The sequence below is a fragment of the Paenibacillus lutrae genome (assembly GCF_009757775.1).
GTDB classification, from domain to species: Bacteria; Bacillota; Bacilli; order Paenibacillales; family NBRC-103111; genus Paenibacillus_F; species Paenibacillus_F lutrae.
This window is the reverse complement of record NZ_RHLK01000007.1, coordinates 104,831-126,070: the sequence shown is the minus strand read 5'-3', so window position 1 is coordinate 126,070 and position 21,240 is coordinate 104,831. Positions and strand designations below refer to the sequence as shown.

Genomic DNA, 21,240 nt, shown 5'->3' with positions numbered 1-21,240 from the left:
GCGAGGACTGCGGAAGGTATCCATGCAGGCGATGCTCGTTTTCGCATGCATGAACCTCAAAAAACTAGCCACCTGGCTTTGGAGAACCGGTGGCTCAAAACAGAAACTTACTGCATTTTTGAGTTTTTTATTTCTCCAAACAAGACAAACTCCTGAGTTCCATTCGGAACAAANAAAGAAAAGCATGGCATGCGATGGACCACCTTGCGAGGACTGCGGAAGGTATCCATGCAGGCGATGCTCGTTTTCGCGTGCATGAACCTCAAAAAACTAGCCACCTGGCTTTGGAGAACCGGTGGCTAAAAACAGAAACTTACTGCATTTTTGAGTTTTTTATTTCTCCAAACAAGACAAACTCCTGAGTTCCATTCGGAACAAAGGAGTTTGTCTGCAATCTGAAAGCAGGGGAGAGATTCCCCTGCTTTTTTATGCTTATGAGGAAGAGCGAAGGCGGCCTGTAAAGGAGACGGCAGGAGGCTTGGGCCGACTCCGAACTGCATACAAGCTGCCAGACACCCGGATCGGCCGAGTTTTCTTCGGGGGTGCGGTTCTTGCGAGGCGTGTACGTCTGGCTTCTTAATTCTTGACCGCCTCGTATACAAAGGTCTGCTTGCTGCTGCTCGGCTGCTTTCCGTGTTCAAAATCCGCAGATACGTTCACATCCGTGAATCCGACGCTTTCCAATAACAATTTGAATTCCTCCACTCCGTACCAGCGCAGTGCAAAACGCTGCAATTCGGTTTGGATGAGCGTGCCGTTCCGCCATTTTTCATACTTTAGATGATTGACTTTGGATTGGCTGAACAAATCCGCTTCCACGAGCCTGTTCTCCAGAGTAATCGTATCTCCGTCAGGCAGGTGGAAGGTGGAGATGCCTTCGAGACGCCCAGCTTCAAAATTGGGATCGGGCAGAAACAAATCCAGCAGCAGACGACCGCCGGGTTCCAGATGCTCATAGAGCCGCTTCAACGCTTGGATGGACTGTTGACGGTCTTCGATCAGCAGAAACGATCCGCCCGGAATCAGAATAGCTTCATATTTGTGGGGGAGAGCAAGCTCCTGCAGATTCGATTCGTATAAATTTGCCGCAAGTCCGCGCTCTTCACAGCGCTGACGGCACGAGGCGAGCATATCGCGGGAGTAATCCATTCCATCTACCTGAAGACCCGATTCAAGCAGCGGGATCAAGACCCTTCCGGAACCGGCCATTGCTTCCAGGATGCGTCCTTTGCAATGCTTTAATTTATTGTGATAATAGTCCAGATCGCCGTTTAGCGATTGGCCTATTTTTTTGGTATGGTCGTAGACCTCTGTACAGAGCGGACCGTATTGACTAAAAGACATGGATTTTTCCTCCGTTGGCTGTTGGGTTTATACGGAAGGGATTCAGCGGCGTCAGCGCCTCCTTCGGTTCTCAAGTACGTTCATTATAGAATCAGGGGAAATCCGGAACAAGGGGACAAACGAGTATAAAAAAAATTTCACACCAAGCCGTTTATATTTTATTTCTAATGCCTTTTTGACACGGAACACGATCTATTACTCATTACACTGGCGCGCCTGCATCAGTCATGTTAAGTTATTCCATTTGTCTGCACAGTCTTAAGAGCCAAGGTTGTACCCAAATTAAGGAAATAGTGATAGAATGTTAAATTAATTCATCGATGAACGAAAGATAAGGTGTGTGCGATGCTTAATTTAGCGATCCTAATGGTACTTGGTTCAGGTTTCCTGCATTCGATCTGGAACTTGTATACGAAGAAAAGTCTCAACAAAAATGTATTTCTCTGGTTTTGCCAACTGGCGGCTTTTTTAATCTTTTTGCCGTGGACTCTTATGGAATGGGATGCTTCCCAATTAACGGGAACTGGTTTGTGGATCGTTCTTGCCTCTATGTGTCTGCACGGACTGTATATGACCCTGCTGGCAGCTACCTATACCGTAGGAGATTTATCGCAAGTTTATCCGATTATGAGAGGAATCAGCCCTCTAGTAGTGCCGCTCGTCGGGGTTACCCTGCTTGATGAACAGCTATCGCCTATGGGATGGCTGGGTATAATCTGCATTGTGACGGGAATTGCTGCGCTCAGCAATGTTCAATTGTTCAAACGCAGTGGATCTGCCTCACTCAAAGCACCCTTGTTGGCCTTGGCTGTGGGCTTATGCATAGCCAGCTATATTGTAGTGGACAAAATAGCTCTGAATTATGTATCCGCCGTCGTATTGAATGAGGCAACCAATGTCGGAGGGATTTTGGCTCTTTCTTGGGCTGCTTTTTCATCGGGAGGAATGAGGAAGGAAATCAAGGTGAACTGGAAAATCATCTTGCTTGGCGGGCTTCTCGCTCCTGGAGGCTATCTTTTGTTCTTGTTTGCCTTGTCTCTCGCCCCTGTCGCGCAGCTTGCCCCCATGAGGGAGATCGGCACGGTATTCGGAACGATTATGGGCATCTTCATCTTGCGGGAGAAACAAGGGGCTAGACGTTTGTTTACTTCTATTTTAATTACTGTAGGAATTATTATTGTGGGGTTATGGGGATGAATTAAAGAGGAGCTGAACGGAGGTCAGGAACGAAGGGCATACGAATTGTCATATAGAGATACACGGATATAGAGACGGATAAAAGCTGCCAGAACCTACCCGGTCTTGATTTAGTCCTGGGTCATGGTGTACTGCATCACGATCCACATTGTTCCTGGAGCCTGATTTACTTAGACTCCAGTTTTTTTTATTAGACGAGAAGTGAGCGGATCGGATCAGGGATATACTGGAAACGTTCGAATCTCAAAATTTATTAAATGCACAGAATGGAACATATGTTTGCGTTTGATGGTATTTCATGGTATATTATCCATATAAAATATGGAAGGGAAAGTTGAGATGCTTGCCAAACCGGACGATACACTGAAACAATTCGCAAATTTTCTGACTTGGGTAGGAGAATTGAGGCAAACCGGCCAGAACCTTTGGCTAGTACCTATATCTGCAGGAAAATGGTCTCTTAGAGAGATTCTCACCCACATGATGCACTGGGATAAGAACAGTTTAGAAATGATGGTTCCCCTTATGACAGAGGGAGCACAGTTATTCTTCGTGGATATTGAGAAGCATAACCAGGAAGCCGCAGTATGGGCCCAGTCCTATCAGACTTTAGATGCGCTTATTGATGACGTAATCGAAGCGCGACAACAGCTTCTTGAACTGCTTGATGAAGAATATGATCATACTACTACATTTACAATCGATAACGAGGACTATACATACCAGAAGTTTGTTCATGTATTTATCCATCATGACGAGCATCACAGGAAACAAATCGAAGCCTTCTTGGTTCAAGAGAAAGTTACACAGGATTGAAGAGATTCTTCTTCTAAATGCCTCAAGCCCTTGATAGGTAAGGTTCTGGGGTTTTATTGAAAAGTCTCAGTCCAGCGGCTATCATACTTACGAAACCTGGTTACAATAAAGAATTTCTTCGTGAGTCGTTTCTGCAAGGCTAGAGGCCTGGACTTTCAATTCCTTTACAATTTTCTTGTCACTGGACAGAGGCTGTCTGTTACACGGAACTCCTTTTTTTGTAAAAAATATTGTGATATGTTTCGATCAGGCATATAATTGGAATATATATACATGACGACCGGTAATTATATAAAGGGATTGCTGCTTTACTTTAAGGGAGGTGATGCTAGTTTAAATCGGAAAAATGTAAGCGCTTTTGTTTTGAAAACCCAAATATGAGGAGGAACGAATGATGAATTTGGCTTTACCGAACCACACTTTGCTGCACAAGCTGGTTGCCGCTTGCGGTATGCTGCTGATGATTGCTGTCCTGATGCTTTTGTTTCCTAACACAAGCTCGGCTCACGGGTATTTGGATGTGCCTGCCAGCCGTGCGCTTTTATGCAAAACTAAAGTGAATACAGATTGTGGCGGTGCCGCATACGAGCCGCAAAGCGCTGAAGCGGGTAAAGGCTTCCCTAACGGAGGCCCTGGTGACGGTAGTATCGCGAGTGCGGGCAACACTTTCCCTAAACTTGATGAGCAAACCTCGACACGTTGGAGCAAAGTTCCTATGACGGCGGGACCTCAGGCTTTCAAATGGCAGTTGAATGCCGCACACGCTACAACCACTTTTAAATATTTCATCACCAAGCCAGGCTGGAATCCGAATGCTCCTCTGACGAGAGCATCCTTCGATTTGACGCCTTTCTGCCAAGAAGATTTTAACGGAGCGAGCCCTACGAACTATCACACGACTAATTGTAACGTTCCAGAAAGAACCGGTTATCATGTTATCCTGGCGATCTGGGAAGTTTCGGGAGCGCCTACCGCTTACGTCAATGTAACGGATGTAGATTTCGGTGGAGGCAGCACGCTTCCGGCTCCAACGAACCTGGCTTCCGCAGCCGTTACGGACACCAGTGTTTCCTTGAACTGGTCGGCCGTAGCCGGAGCATCAAGCTACCAAGTATTCCGCAATAACGTGGCCGTAGGTACGACGTCCTCGACTTCTTTCACAAGCACGGGCTTGTCGAGCGGCACAACCTACAGCTTTACCGTGGCGGCAATCGACTCCTCAGGCAAAGCATCCGCTGCTTCTTCCGTCTTGGCGGTCAAGACAACCGGCAGCGGCGGCGCGGGAACGTATGCAGCTTGGAGCGCGTCTACCGTATATGTAGGCGGTAACAAAGTTTCTTACAACGGTGTCAATTATGAAGCCAAATGGTGGACATTAGGCGAAGCTCCAACCGGTACCAACGTTTGGAAGGTTATTCCTTAAAGATTGTGCAGTTAGCCCTGGAGGCAGGACCTCCGGGGCTTTTTGCCGGATATGGAGTCCTGTGCGAGCAGGTGCAGGATGACAAGAACATGCATGCATAAGAGGCCGCTGTCGGAGAACAAGAGCATCTATGCTTTTCAATCGCGTAACAGCAGCTATTGTTATTTTGACGATATAAGCTCTTGTCACAAGTCAGTGACAAGAGCTTATATCGTTTGCCGTATAGAACATATATCGTTAACCACTAAGTAAATGGAACGAGACGTTTGTTGACATAATAGGACTACACGTGTAGCATATGAGTTGTAGACCTACATTTGTAATCCTTTTACATGTAACAGGAGGTTTCGAGCATGAAATTACCACAAATCACAGATGCAGAATGGGAAGTTATGAAAATCCTCTGGGCGAGGGAGGAATGTCCATCCAGCGAAATTGTTAAAGAACTAACAGAAACAATGGATTGGAGTCCGAAGACCATTCGTACACTGCTTAACCGCCTAGTGCAGAAAGAAGCGGTTGGAATCAACAAGGAGGAATCGCGACGAGCCCAAATGTTTTATCCATTGGTTTCAGAAAAAGAGTATTTGCAAAGTGAAACCAAGACTTTTTTGCAAAAATTGTACGGTGGAGCCATTAAACCGATGCTTGCGAATTTCCTGCAGGAGAAAAAACTGACGGAACAGGAAATCAATGAGCTGAAGCAATTATTCGATGAAAACAAGAATGATGCTGACAAATCGAAGACGGACATATAGCCATGACATATGTGCAGATGTATATACAGGTTTTTTTCGACTGGGTGATTAGGGCTTCGCTGATGGCAAGTGTGCTGGTTGTTCTCATTGTCCTGATCAAATGGATGCTCAGAAACAAGTTGCAGCCGAAGTGGCACTATCTCCTATGGTTGCCTGTTGTCATCCGGCTCGTATTACCTTGGGCACCGGAGAGCTCGTACAGTGTGTACAATCTATTGCCAATTAAGCAGCAGTTGTCTAATGAATTCCTTTCGGGATCGCTCGATGATATATCCAATCGTTATGAACAACAGTTGAAGAATAAGGTGAATTCTCCGAGCGAATGGACACTCCAAGGTCCATCCGACGTTCATTCCGCTGCGTACGTTCCTGAGAAACAAGTCCATGCAAAGCAATCGTTTGTGGATCTACTGTCCACAATAACGCTGCGAGACATTCTGTTGTTTGGTTGGTTGCTAGTGGTCATAGTCTTGAGTCTTGTAACCCTTATAGCCAATATCAACGTGTATAGACGAATTAAAAAACAGCCCAAAGTAACCAATCCGGCGGTATTACAAGTATTCGAGCAATGCAAGCGCCAGATGTCGGTCAAACAACCGATTCTTCTAACCGAAACAGATGCAGTGCCGAGTCCTGCGGTTTATGGGTTTATGAAACCAAGGATTTTATTATCCCGTTCGTTGATTCGTTCGATGGATGCCGATCAATTCCGTTATATTTTCAATCATGAACTGGCACATATCAAGCGCAGGGATGTTGCGATGAATTGGCTTATGCATGTTCTGGTTATTTTACATTGGTTTAATCCGATTATGTGGGTTGTCTACGCACGAATGCGGGCAGACCAAGAGGTAGCCTGTGATGCATTAGCCTTGTCCTACATCCATGCTGAACACAAAGCAGCGTACGGCCAGACGATCATTAATTTATTGGAGCATTATACAGGAGTCCGGAGATATCCAGGTTTGGTCGGATTATCGGGTAATTACAAGCATCTAAAGAGGAGAATACTCATGATTAAACATTTCAAGAAAAATTCTATTCGCTTATCTGTATTAGGTTTAGCAACGCTAATAACTGTCTGCTCATTCTCATTAGTAAATGCTCAAGGGACCCCAGCCGAATTAAAAGAAACAGTGGAAGTGGTAAAGCTATCGCAACCTGGAGGCGGCCAAAGCCCGACAGTTAAAACTGCGGAAGAAGCTAATCAGGTATTGCAGAAGTATTTTAACCTGACTGGATTTTCACTTATACCAGATGAGAGAGAAGTAGCCACTGCATCTTATGTAACCACAGACGACAGTATGCGTGTATGGATTGGTCCAAATAAAAAAATAATCGGTATCAATGATATGAAGGCATGGAAAGATAAAAAAAATAGAATTGAAACGAAAAAAGAACAATGGATTTCAATTGACCAAATTAAAGAGAAAGCGATTCAATTGGCACAACCATTCCTTGACGTTAGTGTTCAAGAAGTCCAAATCACAACAACACATCCTCACAATGATTCGTATATTATATTGGATATTATTCCTTCTTCCGAAGGCAATCTTACTGGCGACCCTTTTCGTATATCTTTCGACCAATCCACTGGTGCTATCTTGAATGTGAATCCTTAAAGATAAAAAGCGAAGCACACGAAAAAATGTGCTTCTTTTTTTCTAGGGGGAAAAGAACAAAGGGATGTCGCGTGCGCTAAATAAGTTAAAGCAGGCGAGTCTATCAAAAATGTTGACCGATTTGTATCCAAACTGAATTTCTAAAAAGTGCGATGTCGTTAATGGCATTGCATTTTTTATTTTAAAGACAGTTAGAGACAGCATGAACAGAATGTGTCGGGTAAGCCGTAACGGCGAGAAGCTAAGCGGAAGCTCCGTTTTTCTGGGAAAAGCACTGTACCGCCTTCAATGTAAATGCAACATTCCTTCGGTGAAATTGCAAAGCTGCATAAAATGCAAAGTTAGCTTGACATAAAATGCAAAGTAAACTATGCTAAAAAAGCAAAGTAAACATTGCAAGGGTGTGATAACTTGAAGACAAGAATTGCAGAACTGCGTAAGCAGCATAAGCTTTCACAGGAAGATCTAGGAAAAATCGTCGGTGTTACCCGACAAACCATCACCTCCCTTGAAAGGGGAAAGTATACGGCTTCCCTTATTCTTGCTTACAAAATTGCCAATTATTTTGGACTCGCCATTGAAGAAGTTTTTGATTTCAGCGAAGTGGAGGAAATGTAAATGGACAAGTACAAGATTAAAGTAAAAACTCGCAAAAACGTACTGTCACTGGTAGCTGCTGCTATGCTATTGATCTATGTGGGACTTGTATTTTACCGAGGTGGACTACCCGCTTTGCCGAGTTTTATAAAGGGATTTCACACAGGTGCTTTTATCGGGGTTGAAGTGGCCGTCGTTTTTTTCCTCATCAAGTATATAAAAGCCAGCAAAAATGAAGCCGAGTTGAAGAAGCAATATATAGAGGAGAATGACGAGCGGGGTGTAATGATACTCAAGAGTGCCAGTATTCTCAGCACAGCCATCATTATCATAGGTCTGGGCATTGCCTCCGTGATCGCCGGTTTCTTTAATTCCTTGATATTCTACACCTTACTAGTTTGCTTATTATTTGTTTTGATCGTATTTTTTACATTATGGATGTATTATGCGAAAAAACTTTAAGGGTTGGATCAAAGTAGAAAAGCATAATCTGAATAACAGAGTAAATTGTATAATGAGATCATACAATAAATATTATATTTCTATAGATTGGATATTTACACACAAAGAAGCGAGTCATTTAAATAATTTGCTTCTTTGTTGTTACTCCGGCATCCATTTCATCAAATTCTGAATCCTTACAAGAAAATAAATTACTTCGTGAATATGTTGATAACTATGTAAACAGATTTCATTTATATAAGTCAAAAACAACAAACCATCATTCAAGGGCTGAGTGATGGTTTGTTGTTTTTGACTATTCATTTAATAAAGAATATCGATCGGAACTGGTGGGGAATGTTATCAAGTTCTTGTCATCCGGCACGAAATTCGCGGCTTTTTTTTACTTAGCTATGAAACCGATAGGTCTGTACAAAATCCAAATTTTGTCGTATAAGGAAAATGGAACAATATTTCAAGGCGGTACGATCCGTCCTATATTATTGGGCAGAACAGAGTAAGGAGAGCTTATGACTACTATTGATAGGATATTTATAAGCATTTTTGTCATTGTTATTGTAGCGATTGGCGGGTTCATGGCTATGTTTTTTGCCGCATTAAGCGGGATGGGCACGTTCTACCTAATTTTTATCGTGGCGGCGATAGCTTTATTCATTGCATTGGCCCTGCTTAGAATCTTTACGGTTCTGACAACCAGACAATTTAACCTGACACTTGCTTCTGGCGCGGCGGTTTGTGGTCTGGTGCTGGCCGGTTATGAAATCAATAAAGCTTATTTGGGCAGCATCACGATGAAAGAACAGGAGGTTGATCTAAACGCCTATAAGCCTTTCATGAAATCAACCAAGGCGGTTGCGCTGGAAGAGCCTTCTTCCTTCAAACTGGAAAAGGATTTGCCCCGGCTGGACGGTGCTACGGCGCTTTATCCTTTGTATGCCGCAATTGCCCAGGCGGTCTATCCCCAAGCGGATTATGACATTTCTAACAGTGCAGTGATGTCGAGCAAGACCGATGGCGCTTATGAGAAGCTCATCCGGGGCGAGGTGGATATTATTTTCACGGCGGGTCCATCCAGACTCCAAAGACTCGATGCAGAAAGAAGCGGCCGGGAGCTTGTTCTGACTCCGATCGGACGCGAGGCTTTCGTTTTCTTCGTTAATTCGAGGAACCGTGTCAAGGATGTGACGCTGGAACAGATCCAGTCGATTTATTCCGGTCATTTGACGAATTGGCAAGAGCTTGGCGGGGACGACATGCCGATTCAGGCGTTCCAGCGTCCCGAGAACAGCGGAAGCCAGTCGGCGCTTCAAAAGCTGATGGAAGGAAAGAATCTGGTCACTCCGCCTCAAGAAGATGTCGCATCGGGAATGGGCGGAATTATCCGCAATGCGGCCAACTACCGGAACCACAAAAATGCGGTGGGGTATTCCTTTCTATTCTACGCAACGGAAATGACCAGAGAAGATAAGATCCGCCTGCTCAGTATTAATGGCGTACAGCCGAACAGAGCCAACATCCAGAACCAATCTTATCCGTTAACTTCGGAGTTTTATGCGGTGACTTTAGGTAGTAAGAACCCCAACGTAGAGGGGCTGATTGAGTGGATCTTATCACCGCAAGGACAATCTTTGGTGGATAAAACCGGGTACACGCCTTTGAAGAAGTGAGTGAAAACAAACAAGCGCTAAGCTGGACCACGCCGACCTATGGCTGCCAGGTTGAGGTATGCTTTAGACATAAAACCATTACCTTTGTGTTTAACCTGTGTCATTCATGCGTTCAACTGCAATCCATTGCAGCAGCCGGGCCGAATGTCAGCCGGACGAGTGTGCCCCGTCCGGGTTCGCTCGATGCTTCGATCCGGCCGCCCTGCCGGATTACAAGCTGGCGGGCAATAGCCATGCCGAGTCCCGTTCCCCGGGTCTCCCCTTCCGTGTGGGTGCCCCGGTAATAGCGGTCGAACAGCTTCGCCAGCGTCTCTTCGTCCATGCCGATGCCGTTATCGCGGATGTCGAGAACGAATCCGCCGCCCGGCGCAGCAGTCAGCTTCACTTCGACCGGTGTGGCCGGGGGGTTATGGCGGATCGCGTTGGCGACCAGATTGTCCATCACCCTGCGGAATGCTTGCCGGTCGATGGGGTAGGCCACTAGAGCTGCCGCAGGTTCGAATGTCACGTCCGCATCCGCACACCCGGGGTCATTGATGACCTGGAGGATGCTGCGGCGTACAAATTCATTCATTTCCGTCTCCTCCGGTACAAAGGTCTGGCCGCCGTTTTTAAGGCGGAAGGTCAGACTCAGGTCGCCGGCAAGCTGCTCCATAAAATCGGCCTTATCCTTGATGATGGCAGCAAATTCTTGGACCTCTGTCTCCGTCCATGTATACTGAGGCGCCTCCAGCATATGGGCATAGCCCTTAATGGACGAGAGGGGTGTTCGGAGATCGTGTGATATTCCCGCGATCCACTCATCCCGCGTCCGCTCCAGCTGGGCACGCGCCTCCTCGCTCTGGCGCAGCGCTTCCGAGAGCTGCTGCAGCGTCTGCATGACGTCGCTGTACAAGCGGAAGCGCTTCTTGAGCCGCCCGTCCTTGCGGCGGCTCCGGGGCTGCCCGCCGCTGCCGGCGGGTTCATCGTAGTTGCTTCGGCTAAGGCGCCTGAGCCACGCCAGGATGTGCAGCATCGGTGTGCCGAAGCGGTGGCCGTACCAGAAGGCGGCGCCGACAAGCAGCAGCAGCATCCCGGCGAACAAGCCGAAGAACGCGGCAACCGCCGCTTGGGGCACCGTCTGCGGGAAGGTGCCCGTGCCGGCACTTCGCTGCGGGACCGAAACGATCCAGGTGCGTCCATCGGCTTCGCTGAGGGACGCCAGATCGTAGCCGTAGCGTTCGCTGTGCTGGGAGCGGAGCGCCAGTTCCTGCAGGCTGTAAGCCGAAGGAAGAGCGGGCGGCTTGCGGAAGGCCGCCTGTTCTTCGCCTTCCGGGCTCAGCAGCTGGACGGCTGCGCCTGCTGCAATGAGCTTTTGCTGCAGCGCCTGGGGAAGATGGAGCTGCCCGTTCTCGTAGACGGAAATTCGATCCCTGACTCCAGTCTCGATAGGTTCGTTCTTCGAAGCTTCATCTAAAGAATCCGTTTCTTGCTCTCCTTCCTTTGCGCCTTCCTCCGCTCCTGCCGCTTCACTGCCGGCCCCCGGAGCTTTATCCGCTGCGCCCGCCGCAGCTGCAGCCTTGGCCACCTCTTCGACGAGAATTCGTTCGATGCTTCTTTTGCCGTACAGGAGGGTGTACGTATTCCCGTCCTTCTCTTCGATCCACAAATAAAGCCTATAGGGAAAAGGTTTGCGGCCTGACCAGTAATCCGTGAATTCACCCGGGAGATAGCGGTCTGGCACATCGGCAGGTACTCCGTATGAATGGGTGACCGAGCCGCGATCATCCAGAACTTGGAGCCAGCCGCCCTGGCCGAGAGCCTGCTCCAGAAGCTTACTGTCAAATGTGATGCGTTCGTCGTCCGTGCGGATCGAATCCACTAGTTTCGTCATCCCGGCATTTGTAAAATCCTGATTCATTTCGATACGGGTAATCTCATTGAAAAAATAAGAAACCGCGCCGCCGACCAGCAGCAGAATAAGGAATCCGATCGTTACGAGCTGAGTGATAAACCGGAGTATGAGCCGTTTTCTAACGTCCACAGCCAGTCTCCTCCTGCTGCGCCGGCCGCACAAGCTTATAACCGAGCCCGCGAACGGTCACGAGCAGCTTCGGATCTCCGGGATTCTTCTCGATCCGCTCCCGGATGCGGTGAACATGCACCATCACCGTGTTATCGTCACCGAGGCTGTCGGTCCCCCAGACTTTCTCATACAGCTGCTGCTTGCTGAAAATCCGGTTAGGATTGCGGCACAAAAACAGCAGGAGCTGGTATACCTGAGCCGGACAGGATTGGCTGCGTCCCTCTACAATAAGATCCCCGGCCAGCGCGTCCAGCTGAAAACGGCCGTAATCGTACCGCTCATTCGGAACAAGGTCCGGGCAAGAGGGGGATTCACGTGTTGCGGATAAGGGTCCTTGATTCCGCGGATGCCTGTCACCGTGAGTCTGTACGTGCCTGCGGAGCCTGGCTTTAATGCGGGCCGCTACTTCCAGCGGGTTGAAGGGTTTCGTTATATAATCGTCTCCGCCCAGTGCGAATCCCGTAAGTTTGTCTAAATCCGACCCCCTTGCCGTCAGAAAAAGAATAGGCGCATCCGTTATTGCACGTATAAGAGGGCAAATATCGAATCCGCTTTTACCGGGCAGCATAACATCCAGCAGAATAAGCGCGTAAGGCTTCCGCCGGCAGGCTTCAAGAGCCTCTTCTGCGGTTGCAGCGGTGTCTATGTCGGTAAAACCTTCTTTTCCGAGTACTTTTATGAGCATATGTAGAATAGCCGCTTCATCATCCACGACCAGAATGCCGGCTTCGTTCATAACGTCTGACACACTCCTTCTTAGAGTCCCATTGCTGCTTGCTTACCGTCATCATACCATGAAAGGCTGAACGTGAAAGAAACGCAATCTTAACAGAAGCTTACGAACCGGGGTGACCTTTTATCGAAAAATTAAGGAAGACGTAAGGCGGTGTTACGCGTGGGATAACAACAGTCTGTTAAGCTGTTTAACAAGGAACGAATTCACGCAGCGGAAAACGGACCGGAGAAGGGATGGGATAAGGATGATAGCAAGTAGTTGGACGATGGCAGCCCTGCTCATTTTTTCGTCATGGGCGACGGGATGCGGGCCCGCAGATGGAGGCGGTGGCAGTAAGCCCCCTGCCGTAAGCAAACCGGAGGATAAAGGAGGCGCCGCAATGAGACCGGAGCAGCTTGGCAAGTTTTTTTTAGAAGGAAAATTCGAGGCTATCTACAACCGCTTCAGTCCTGAATTTAAAGAGCAGGTGAGCTTGAAAGACGTGAAGAAGCTGGGACAAACGTTTAATCGGGGAGTTAAGTCGTATACCTTGCAGAGCAAAATGAGGATGGACGGAGCTTACCGTTATGTATGGACAGACGAATCGAACTCCAAGGGGATCGTAGCGATAATCGGTGCGGATAAGATAATTCACGGACTCCAAGCGCTTCCGCTGCAAACCTACCCGGATACGGATCAGGCATGGAGCCAAACGGAGTTCGAGCTTCCATTCCGGGGGGAATGGGATGTCGTATGGGGCGGGACCAACGTACTGCTTAACTACCATTACGAACATCAATCCCAGCGCTACGCTTATGATCTGGTAAGAATGAAAGATGGTTCCAGTTACTCCGGAGACGCGGCCCAACTGGAAAGTTACTATGCGTTTGGTCAAGAAGTGCTCGCCCCGGCTCCAGGTACCATCGTAAGAGTGGAGAATGGCAAGCCCGATAACCCGATCGGACAGACCGATGCTGAGAATCCTGCCGGGAATCACGTCGTTATCGATCATGGGAACGGTGAGTTCAGTCATCTGGCGCACTTTAAGCAGGGCTCCATCCTTGTGAAGGCGGGGGACCGGGTTGCACCGGGGCAGAAGCTTGGGCTGGTCGGCAATTCCGGCAATACCAGCGAACCTCATATTCATTATCATGTATCCGACGGCCCTGATTTGTTTGAGGCCAGCTCCATTCGGATTAAATTCAAGGGTGGTATGGATCCGCTGCAGGGACAGAAAGTTAAAGGTGCGCAATAATGAAGAAGAGGAAACTATGATGAAGCGGATACTATGAACAAGCGGGTAGGCTGAGCGAATATAGTCAGATCCGGCAGGAGCAAAAAACCTTCGTCTGTCACGGGATTATATCCTAATCCGGCAGACGAAGGTTTTTTGGGGAGGCACGTGTTACTTGAGCGACAGGTTAGGCGGGCACAGCCGGCCCCGATGCCCGGGCGGGCTGTCCCTATACCGCTACATCGGTCTGGGTCTGGGAAGTCCGGCGATCCCTGCCCCGCCGGCTGTATGTTCCGCCGGATCGGCCTCGCGGTTCAATTCCATCAGATGAATGACTTCCGACTGCGCGTTCCGAAGCGCCTCCTCCGGACTGCGGATTCCGAGCAGAGCTTCATCAATTTGAGAAGCGATCACACTCTTGAAATCCGGCGCCGTCAGCGGTTCTGCTAGCAATCGGGTGACCTTCAAGTTGCTGGAGACTGCTTGAGAGACCGGGTTGTCTGCCATTTGATTATTGGGCAAGACATCTTTGTTGGCGGGGACTTCCATATTACGCAGAGACCAGACTTGCTGCGCTTGTGCACTTGTAAGGTACTCGATGAACTTCCATGCCGCCTCCGGGTGTTTGGCCCCTTGAGGAATCTCCAAAGCATAGCCGCTGCCCGTGCTCCAGTGTCCGCTTCCGGCTTTTCTTTCGGGGATTGGTGCGACCCCGTAGTCCAGCTCCGTGCTGAATTCCCGAATTAGCGAGGCAAATGCAGGTTTTTCGGTCATGATAGCGACTTTTCCGGTCAGGAACGGGTTAGTCTGATTTTCTCTATACTCTTCATTTACAGCCGCTATCGTATCCTGTCCCAGTCTATCATCCCAACGGGCCAGCCACTCCAGTGCTTCCGTCTTGGCCTCCGTATGAATGACAAGTTGTCCGTTATCGTCGAAGAATCCCCTTCCTCCGTCCGCATTCATCATCCAGCTTTCTTCGCCAAAGCTTCCCCACAGCGGATAAAAACCGATCCTCTCATACCCGCCCGCGTCATTCCGGCGGTCCAGCTTTATGGCAGCCTGTTCCAGCTCATCCCAGGTTTTCGGTGGAGTGTCCGGATCAAGTCCGGCTTCACGGAAAGCCTTCTTATTATAGAAAAGAAGCCGCGTATCCGTAAGGAAAGGGAGGGCGTAAGCTTCTTCTTGGTATTGCACGGCTTCCCAGAGCCGGGGATAGAAACGGTCCTTCAGAGCAGGGTCCTGCTCGATGAATCTGGATAAGTTCGTATTCTGGTTATGAAAGGCTCTCTTCTCAACGGAAGCCAGATCGCTTACAATCACATCCGCCGGCTGGCGGGAAGCGATAGCATCGGAATTTGCCGGCTCCATTTCATCCGCAGCAACAAACGTATGCCGGACGAGAATGGTGTCTTGCGCCTGGTTAAAATTCTCGATCATCTGCCGGATCGCCGCTCCCTGACTGTCTGAATTCCATGAACTCCAGAAATTCACCACGGTTTTGCCGTATTGGGCCGCAGGAAGCGGAGCTGCTTCATAAGGTTTTGCGCATCCTGAAACCAGGAGAGCGAGCGCAGATAAGGTACAGACGGTCCAGGTTGCGGTTTGTAATGGTCGCATTTACTCACTCCCCTCCAAAATTTGGATCTACTCACTACTCAGTAGTACCCGGTAGAAATTATCGTGAATCTGCGCAGGGCTATTCTTTTTTTATGTTGTTGTCAAAAGCCGGATAAGCCGTTACTTTATAGGAAGAGCCCTACACGAGCCCTACATACAGATCGGCTTAGTCCGGATAAATCAGGAAACACGGATGCAACATAATGAATAAAAGTTCCGTCAATGAAAGTGGAGGTGAACATCATGAAAAAATTAACAACGACCCTGTTGGCTGCAATGCTAGTATTCTCACTCGGTTCCTCCGCGCTAGCTTTTTCGGATATCAAAGGAAAACCGGAAGAGAAGGCCATTCTTTCTCTCAAAGAGAAAGGAATTGTGGACGGCATTGATGCGCAGCGCTTTGCCCCTAATGCAACCATGACGGCTGCACAAGGCATTCAGCTCATCGTGAAGGCACTTGAACTTGATACAGGTAAAGTCCGGTTTATTCGAGCGCCTAAAGCAAGCGACAGCTTCCCCAAAGCGAAGGACGATGTCTGGTATTCGGAGTCTTTCATAATCGCGGGCGTGAACAACCTGCCCGTCGATCGTGAGATTGATCCTCAGCAGATCATCACGAAAGAGCAGTTCGCGGAATGGCTCTATGCCGCTGTCGAGAAGACCGGACCTTACCCGGTTATCCAAATGTTCCAGCTAATCGGGGATGAAGATCAGATTACACCCGGCAGCATGAATGCGATTCAGGTTCTTCTTCTGACGAAGATCGCGAAGCTGGATGAGAAAGGCAACTTCCAGCCGAAGAAGCCGATCAACCGCTACGAGGCGGCAGTCTTGGCTTATAACGCGATGGAGTTTGTGGCTAAGCACAAAGCTGACGCCGGCGCACCGGCAGCACCGCAACCGGCGGAAGACATCAAGATCAGCGTGACGAAGGATAGCGAAGAGTTTAACAAAGTGACGCTCTCACGCGGGCTGATGCCTAATCCGGGTTACGGAATTTCCATTGACCGGGTTGATTACGTATCGGCAGATGAGGCCGTTGTATATTACACGCTTCGTGCGCCGGACCCTACGAAGATGTACCCGGCCGTTATGACGGAGGTGGAAGCTTCCACAACGGTCAAAGCCGGCTACAAGGTGACAGCTGCAGCATCGAAATAAGGAATTTCATTCCGATCATCCTTAATGACGTAAAGCCATTGGGTGCTTGATCCGCTTGATCCGCTTGATCCGTTTACCGGATCAAGCGGCAGTTCTGACTAGAGCAAAAACCTCACTTCCGATACAAGGAAGTGAGGTTTTGTTGTTGTGGACCGGAGCGGCCGAGGATACCCGGCTTATTCTCATGCAGGCAGGTTGTCCGGTTGATGTGAAGCTATATACCCGGGAGGCTGACTGTGTGAACGATGCTTATGCTTCACATGGACACGCTGCCATGCGCTGAATCAGACCACGGCTCAAGGTCCGGGTTACGCCCCGGTCACGGGCATACTCAGCAGGCGCTGGGCTTGCTCGGCAGATGATGGATCGAGCGGACGTACCGGATCGTACGCGTCTTGGCGCGCATCACGATCGAATGCGTCTCCGCACGCTCGGCCGGCAGGAATCTGACGCCGCCGAGGAAATCGCCCGGCGTGATGCCGGTCGCGGCGAAGATGACATCGTCATCGCCGATCATATCCTCCAGACGCAGCAGCTTCGCCGGATCGTCTATGCCCATGGTCCGGCAGCGGGCGACATCTTCGTCGCTGCCCGGCATGAGGCGGCCCTGCAGCTCCCCGCCCAGGCAGTGCAGCGCGGCAGCTGCAAGAACGCCTTCCGGCGCGCCGCCGGAGCCGATGTAGAGATCCACGCCGGATTCCGGGAAAGCCGGCGCCATTGCTCCAGCGACATCACCATCGCTGAGGAGTTTCAGGCGCACGCCTACTTTGCGCAGCACGGCGATATGCTCTTCATGGCGGTCGCGGTCGAGTATGGAGACCGTCAGGTCGGATATATTCTTGTCCAGCAGCCGCGCGGCTTTGAGCAATGTTTCCTCCAGAGGCTCGTCCAGGCTCAGTTTGCCTTCCAGAGCAGGTCCTACCGCGAGCTTTTCCATATACATGTCAGGCGCATGAAGCAGTTTGCCCTTATCGGCGGCAGCAATAACAGCCAGCGCATTGTTTAAGGATTTGGAAACCAGCTCGGTTCCTTCAACCGGGTCGACTGCAATGTCCACTTCCGGACCGTCCCCGCTGCCTACTTGCTCCCCTATGTACAGCATGGGGGCTTCATCCATTTCCCCTTCGCCGATGACAACCGTTCCCTTCATAGACACAGAGCGGAATGAATCCCGCATCGCAGCTGTTGCTGCGCCGTCTGCTTCATTCTTGTTGCCGCGGCCCATCCAGTGAGCTGCAGCCAGTGCCGCCGCTTCCGTTACACGTACAATTTCCAAGGACAATTCTCTTTGCATTCCATTTCCCTCCACAGGCCAATTATGAGTCATATATAATCCAATGTGTTGTACTTAATAATAATATATGATATAAAAAAGTAGAAATCAATCCTTATTTGAGGATGATTGCAGATGACGCCGGTCCAAAGGTATCTTTGTGAGCTGCTGATGAACAAACTTTTCTCTTTTTTTAAAAGAATGAAAAGGTGTTCATACATGTTTGGTATTATGACGTCATATATCTCAGTAAGTACCATTATCCAATAAGAGGAGCGATGAACGATGGAGAAAGTGAAATCGGATAATCTGCTGGGCACTCTGCTTTGTAAGTGGTGCGACCGGATTTTGGGTGAGTTGGATACGGACAGAGTGATGGTCTACTACATGGAATGCAGCGACAGAGCCTGTACAGGGGCAGCAGATAACAAGGGAGTGGAAACGAATGAGCAAGCAGTGGCTAATGCACTTTGAAGAAGGAAACCAATCTTTAGCAGGATTACTGGGGGGCAAGGGGGCGAATCTTGCCGAGATGACAAGAGCAGGTCTGGCTGTTCCTCCGGGTTTTACGATCACGACGGAAGCCTGCAGGGCTTACTACTTAGAAAGCCGGCTGCCAGGGGGACTCTTCCGGGAAGTGCGTGAAGCGATGACGGTACTTGAGGTCCGCAAGGGCCAGCGTTTCGGGGATGCGGCTGCGCCGCTCCTCGTTTCCGTCCGTTCGGGATCGGTTACTTCGATGCCGGGCATGATGGATACCATTCTCAATCTGGGCCTGAATGACGAGACCGTGCAGGGACTGGCGGCGGCTACGAATAATCCCCGGTTCGCTTATGACTGTTACCGGAGGCTTATTCAAATGTTCGGGACCGTAGTGTTCGGAATAGAGGGCGCCTGGTTCGAGAAGAAACTGCACGCCTTAAAAGAAGCGCACGCAGCGCATTCGGATCAATCCGTTACGGCGGAGGCCTGGCAGGAACTGATCGGCACGTACAAATCCCTTATCCTCAAAAGAGCGGGGACTGCCTTTCCGCAGGATGTGTACGAGCAGCTTCATATGGCGGTCGAAGCCGTCTTCCGGTCCTGGAATAATTCACGAGCGCAAATATACCGCCGTCTGAACGGGATTCCCGATGAACAAGGCACGGCGGTTAATATACAGGCTATGGTTTTCGGCAACTTGAACGAGGCAAGCGGGACAGGGGTTGTTTTTACAAGAAATCCAAGTACGGGTGAGGGAGTGCTGTTCGGCGAATACTTAACAAACGCCCAGGGGGAAGATGTAGTGGCCGGTGTTCGCACGCCTCAGCCTATCGCCGGACTGCAGCAGGACATGCCTGCCATCTATGAGCAGCTTGTCGCAATGGCGGGTCTTCTGGAGAAGCATTACAGGGACATGCAGGACATCGAGTTCACCATTGAAAACGGCACGCTGTACATGCTGCAGACACGCAGCGGCAAACGTACCGCCCAGGCCGCTATGCGGATTGCCGTCGAGCTGGTGCGGGCCGGCATCCTTACGAGAGAAGAAGCGCTGATGCGGGTAGAGCCCTCGCACCTGGACCAGCTGCTTCATCCGAGCCTGGATGAAAGCGCCGCTCCTGCCGCGCTGGGCACCGGTTTGCCCGCTTCACCGGGTGCGGCTTGCGGACAAGCTGTGTTTACCGCGGATGAGGCGCAGGAGCAGGCGCGAAGCGGCAAAGCCGTTATCCTTGTCCGCACGGAGACGACGCCGGAAGACATCCATGGTGTGTTGGCAGCCCGCGGGGTGCTGACTTCCCGCGGCGGCATGACCAGCCATGCGGCTGTCGTTGCCCGCGGAATGGGCAAGCCGTGCGTCTGCGGCTGTGAAGCGCTTGTCATTCACGCGAAGCAGCGCCGGGCCGTAATCGGCGGACAGACGATCGCCGAAGGCGACTGGCTGACGATTGACGGGGCAACCGGCCGCGTCATGATCGGCGAGGTGCCGCTGAAGGAGGCAGACATGTCCGCGGAATTGCTGGAGATGCTGCAGTGGGCGGACGATGTGCGCGGCATGAAAGTGTATGCCAACGCGGACAATCCGGAAGATGCGGCTAAAGCCCGCAGCTTCGGTGCCGAAGGCGTCGGCCTGTGCCGGACGGAGCACATGTTCCTCTCGCCGCAGCGCCTGCCCATCGTCCAGAAGATGATTCTGGCCGATACGGAAGCTGTCCGTGCTGAGGCGCTCGGGGAGCTTCTGCCGATGCAGAGAAGCGATTTCGCCGCGATCTTCCGCGCGATGGCAGGGTTGCCGGTGACGATCCGGCTGCTGGACCCGCCGCTGCACGAGTTCCTGCCGAATCTGGAGGATCTTCTCACGCGTCATGCGCACTTGTCTGCTGCACGCAAAGAAAGAGCCGCTTCTACGCCGGAGACGGATGAGAGTCCGGGGATTCCGGCAGCAGCAAACAGCAATGAGCGCAGCTCCGGACCAGTGATACGTTCGGACGTTTCCAGAGAATCAATTCCTGCCGGAGGGCGCCAATCTCCCGAATCGGACTTGGAGCTTCAACAGCTGGAAGCGTTGATCCGCAAAGTTCGCGGGCTCCATGAGGTGAACCCGATGCTCGGTCAGCGGGGCTGCCGTCTGGGGATTCTTTTCCCCGAGATTTACGGCATGCAGATCGAGGCGATTTTTGCCGCAGTGCAGGACTGCATCCGCGATGGCATCGAGGTGTCGCCGGAGATTATGATTCCGCTTGTCGGGCATGCTAACGAGCTTCGCATCATGCGAGAGTTAGTCGACCAAGTCGCGCAGAAGATGCTGGGTGACAACCGGAATGCGGTCCCTTACCGAGTGGGCACCATGATCGAGGTGCCGCGGGCCGCTTTGACTGCGCCTCAGATTGCGGCGCATGCCGATTTCTTCTCGTTCGGTACGAACGACCTCACGCAGATGACATTCGGCTACAGCCGTGATGACGCGGAAGGCAAGTTCCTGACACACTATGTAGACAATAAGCTGCTGCCGGACAATCCTTTCCAGGTACTTGACCGTGACGGCGTGGGGCAATTGATCGACCTCGCGGTCACACGTGCCCGCGCGCTGAAGCCCAAGCTGAAGACAGGCGTGTGCGGTGAGCATGGAGGCGACCCGAAATCGATCCGGTTATGCCGCGAGATGGGTCTTGACTATGTTTCGTGTTCACCTTACCGGGTTCCGATTGCCAGAATTGCCGCTGCCCAGGCGGAAATCGAAGCGGCCGAAGCGGAGAAAAACAGCTTGGCCGAACAGCAAAAGATTGTATCGTAACGGCATTTTATA

General features: G+C 50.4%; 18 protein-coding genes and 1 pseudogene. 14 read left to right on the top strand and 5 right to left on the bottom strand.

The window, feature by feature from the left end:
• Positions 1-162 precede the first annotated feature (162 nt).
• Positions 163-303: pseudogene (locus tag EDM21_RS13770) on the top strand (transposase); the annotation flags it as partial.
• 273 nt (positions 304-576) lie between these two features.
• Here EDM21_RS13770 and EDM21_RS13765 read toward each other — a convergent pair.
• The gene (locus tag EDM21_RS13765; RefSeq protein WP_157336288.1) at positions 577-1,344 is read right to left on the bottom strand and encodes a class I SAM-dependent methyltransferase; all 768 of its coding nucleotides are present in this window, start codon (positions 1,342-1,344) and stop codon (positions 577-579) included.
• Positions 1,345-1,689: 345 nt separating this feature from the next.
• Between EDM21_RS13765 and EDM21_RS13760 the strand changes: the two genes are divergently transcribed.
• The 8 genes from EDM21_RS13760 to EDM21_RS13725 all read left to right on the top strand — a co-directional run bounded on the left by EDM21_RS13760 (position 1,690) and on the right by EDM21_RS13725 (position 9,886).
• Positions 1,690-2,541 (top strand): DMT family transporter, encoded by an 852-nt coding sequence (locus tag EDM21_RS13760; RefSeq protein ID WP_157336286.1) that lies wholly within the window; start codon positions 1,690-1,692, stop codon positions 2,539-2,541.
• 321 nt (positions 2,542-2,862) lie between these two features.
• Positions 2,863-3,357 carry a DinB family protein gene (locus EDM21_RS13755; RefSeq protein WP_338043985.1) on the top strand — a complete coding sequence of 165 codons (495 nt, stop codon included), beginning with the start codon at positions 2,863-2,865 and terminating at the stop codon, positions 3,355-3,357.
• 394 nt (positions 3,358-3,751) lie between these two features.
• The gene (locus EDM21_RS13750; RefSeq protein WP_166542003.1) at positions 3,752-4,780 is read left to right on the top strand and encodes a lytic polysaccharide monooxygenase; all 1,029 of its coding nucleotides are present in this window, start codon (positions 3,752-3,754) and stop codon (positions 4,778-4,780) included.
• 353 nt (positions 4,781-5,133) lie between these two features.
• A complete protein-coding gene (locus EDM21_RS13745) occupies positions 5,134-5,538 on the top strand; it encodes a BlaI/MecI/CopY family transcriptional regulator (RefSeq protein WP_157336283.1) in 405 nt (134 codons plus the stop codon).
• 2 nt (positions 5,539-5,540) lie between these two features.
• Complete coding sequence (locus tag EDM21_RS13740) at positions 5,541-7,160, top strand: M56 family metallopeptidase (protein ID WP_157336282.1); 1,620 nt, start codon at positions 5,541-5,543, stop codon at positions 7,158-7,160.
• Positions 7,161-7,571: 411 nt separating this feature from the next.
• Positions 7,572-7,778, top strand: a complete 207-nt coding sequence (locus EDM21_RS13735; RefSeq protein WP_068774025.1) for a helix-turn-helix transcriptional regulator — start codon at positions 7,572-7,574, stop codon at positions 7,776-7,778.
• Positions 7,779-8,219, top strand: coding sequence for a hypothetical protein (locus tag EDM21_RS13730; protein ID WP_157336280.1), 441 nt, complete (start codon positions 7,779-7,781; stop codon positions 8,217-8,219).
• A 509-nt stretch (positions 8,220-8,728) separates the two neighbouring features.
• Entirely contained in the window at positions 8,729-9,886 is a 1,158-nt protein-coding gene (locus EDM21_RS13725; RefSeq protein WP_157336279.1) for a PstS family phosphate ABC transporter substrate-binding protein, read from the top strand.
• Between the two features lie 112 nt (positions 9,887-9,998).
• On the opposite strand, the gene EDM21_RS13720 is transcribed toward EDM21_RS13725, so the two are convergent.
• Together EDM21_RS13720 and EDM21_RS13715 are read right to left on the bottom strand one after the other, a co-directional pair.
• Entirely contained in the window at positions 9,999-11,909 is a 1,911-nt protein-coding gene (locus tag EDM21_RS13720; protein ID WP_338043984.1) for a sensor histidine kinase, read from the bottom strand.
• Entirely contained in the window at positions 11,899-12,687 is a 789-nt protein-coding gene (locus tag EDM21_RS13715; protein ID WP_157336278.1) for a response regulator transcription factor, read from the bottom strand. The genes EDM21_RS13720 and EDM21_RS13715 overlap by 11 nt, the downstream gene beginning before the upstream one ends.
• 244 nt (positions 12,688-12,931) lie before the next feature.
• Here EDM21_RS13715 and EDM21_RS13710 point away from each other — a divergent pair, with 244 nt between their 5' ends.
• Positions 12,932-13,921 carry a M23 family metallopeptidase gene (locus EDM21_RS13710; RefSeq protein ID WP_157336277.1) on the top strand — a complete coding sequence of 330 codons (990 nt, stop codon included), beginning with the start codon at positions 12,932-12,934 and terminating at the stop codon, positions 13,919-13,921.
• A 216-nt stretch (positions 13,922-14,137) separates the two neighbouring features.
• Here EDM21_RS13710 and EDM21_RS13705 read toward each other — a convergent pair whose 3' ends face one another.
• On the bottom strand, positions 14,138-15,520 hold the full coding sequence (locus EDM21_RS13705; protein ID WP_157336275.1) for an ABC transporter substrate-binding protein: 1,383 nt from the start codon (positions 15,518-15,520) through the stop codon (positions 14,138-14,140).
• A gap of 243 nt (positions 15,521-15,763) precedes the next feature.
• On the opposite strand from EDM21_RS13705, the gene EDM21_RS13700 reads away from it, so the two are divergent.
• The gene (locus EDM21_RS13700; protein ID WP_235918183.1) at positions 15,764-16,681 is read left to right on the top strand and encodes an S-layer homology domain-containing protein; all 918 of its coding nucleotides are present in this window, start codon (positions 15,764-15,766) and stop codon (positions 16,679-16,681) included.
• Between the two features lie 139 nt (positions 16,682-16,820).
• Positions 16,821-16,964, top strand: a complete 144-nt coding sequence (locus tag EDM21_RS13695; protein WP_157336273.1) for a hypothetical protein — start codon at positions 16,821-16,823, stop codon at positions 16,962-16,964.
• A gap of 48 nt (positions 16,965-17,012) precedes the next feature.
• Here the strand turns inward: EDM21_RS13695 and glpX are convergent, their stop codons facing one another.
• Entirely contained in the window at positions 17,013-17,975 is a 963-nt protein-coding gene (glpX, locus tag EDM21_RS13690; RefSeq protein ID WP_157336272.1) for a class II fructose-bisphosphatase, read from the bottom strand.
• A gap of 264 nt (positions 17,976-18,239) precedes the next feature.
• Between glpX and EDM21_RS13685 the strand changes: the two genes are divergently transcribed.
• A complete protein-coding gene (locus EDM21_RS13685; RefSeq protein ID WP_157336270.1) occupies positions 18,240-18,428 on the top strand; it encodes a hypothetical protein in 189 nt (62 codons plus the stop codon).
• Positions 18,400-21,228, top strand: coding sequence for a pyruvate, phosphate dikinase (gene ppdK, locus EDM21_RS13680; protein WP_157336269.1), 2,829 nt, complete (start codon positions 18,400-18,402; stop codon positions 21,226-21,228). The genes EDM21_RS13685 and ppdK overlap by 29 nt, the downstream gene beginning before the upstream one ends.
• Positions 21,229-21,240 lie beyond the last annotated feature (12 nt).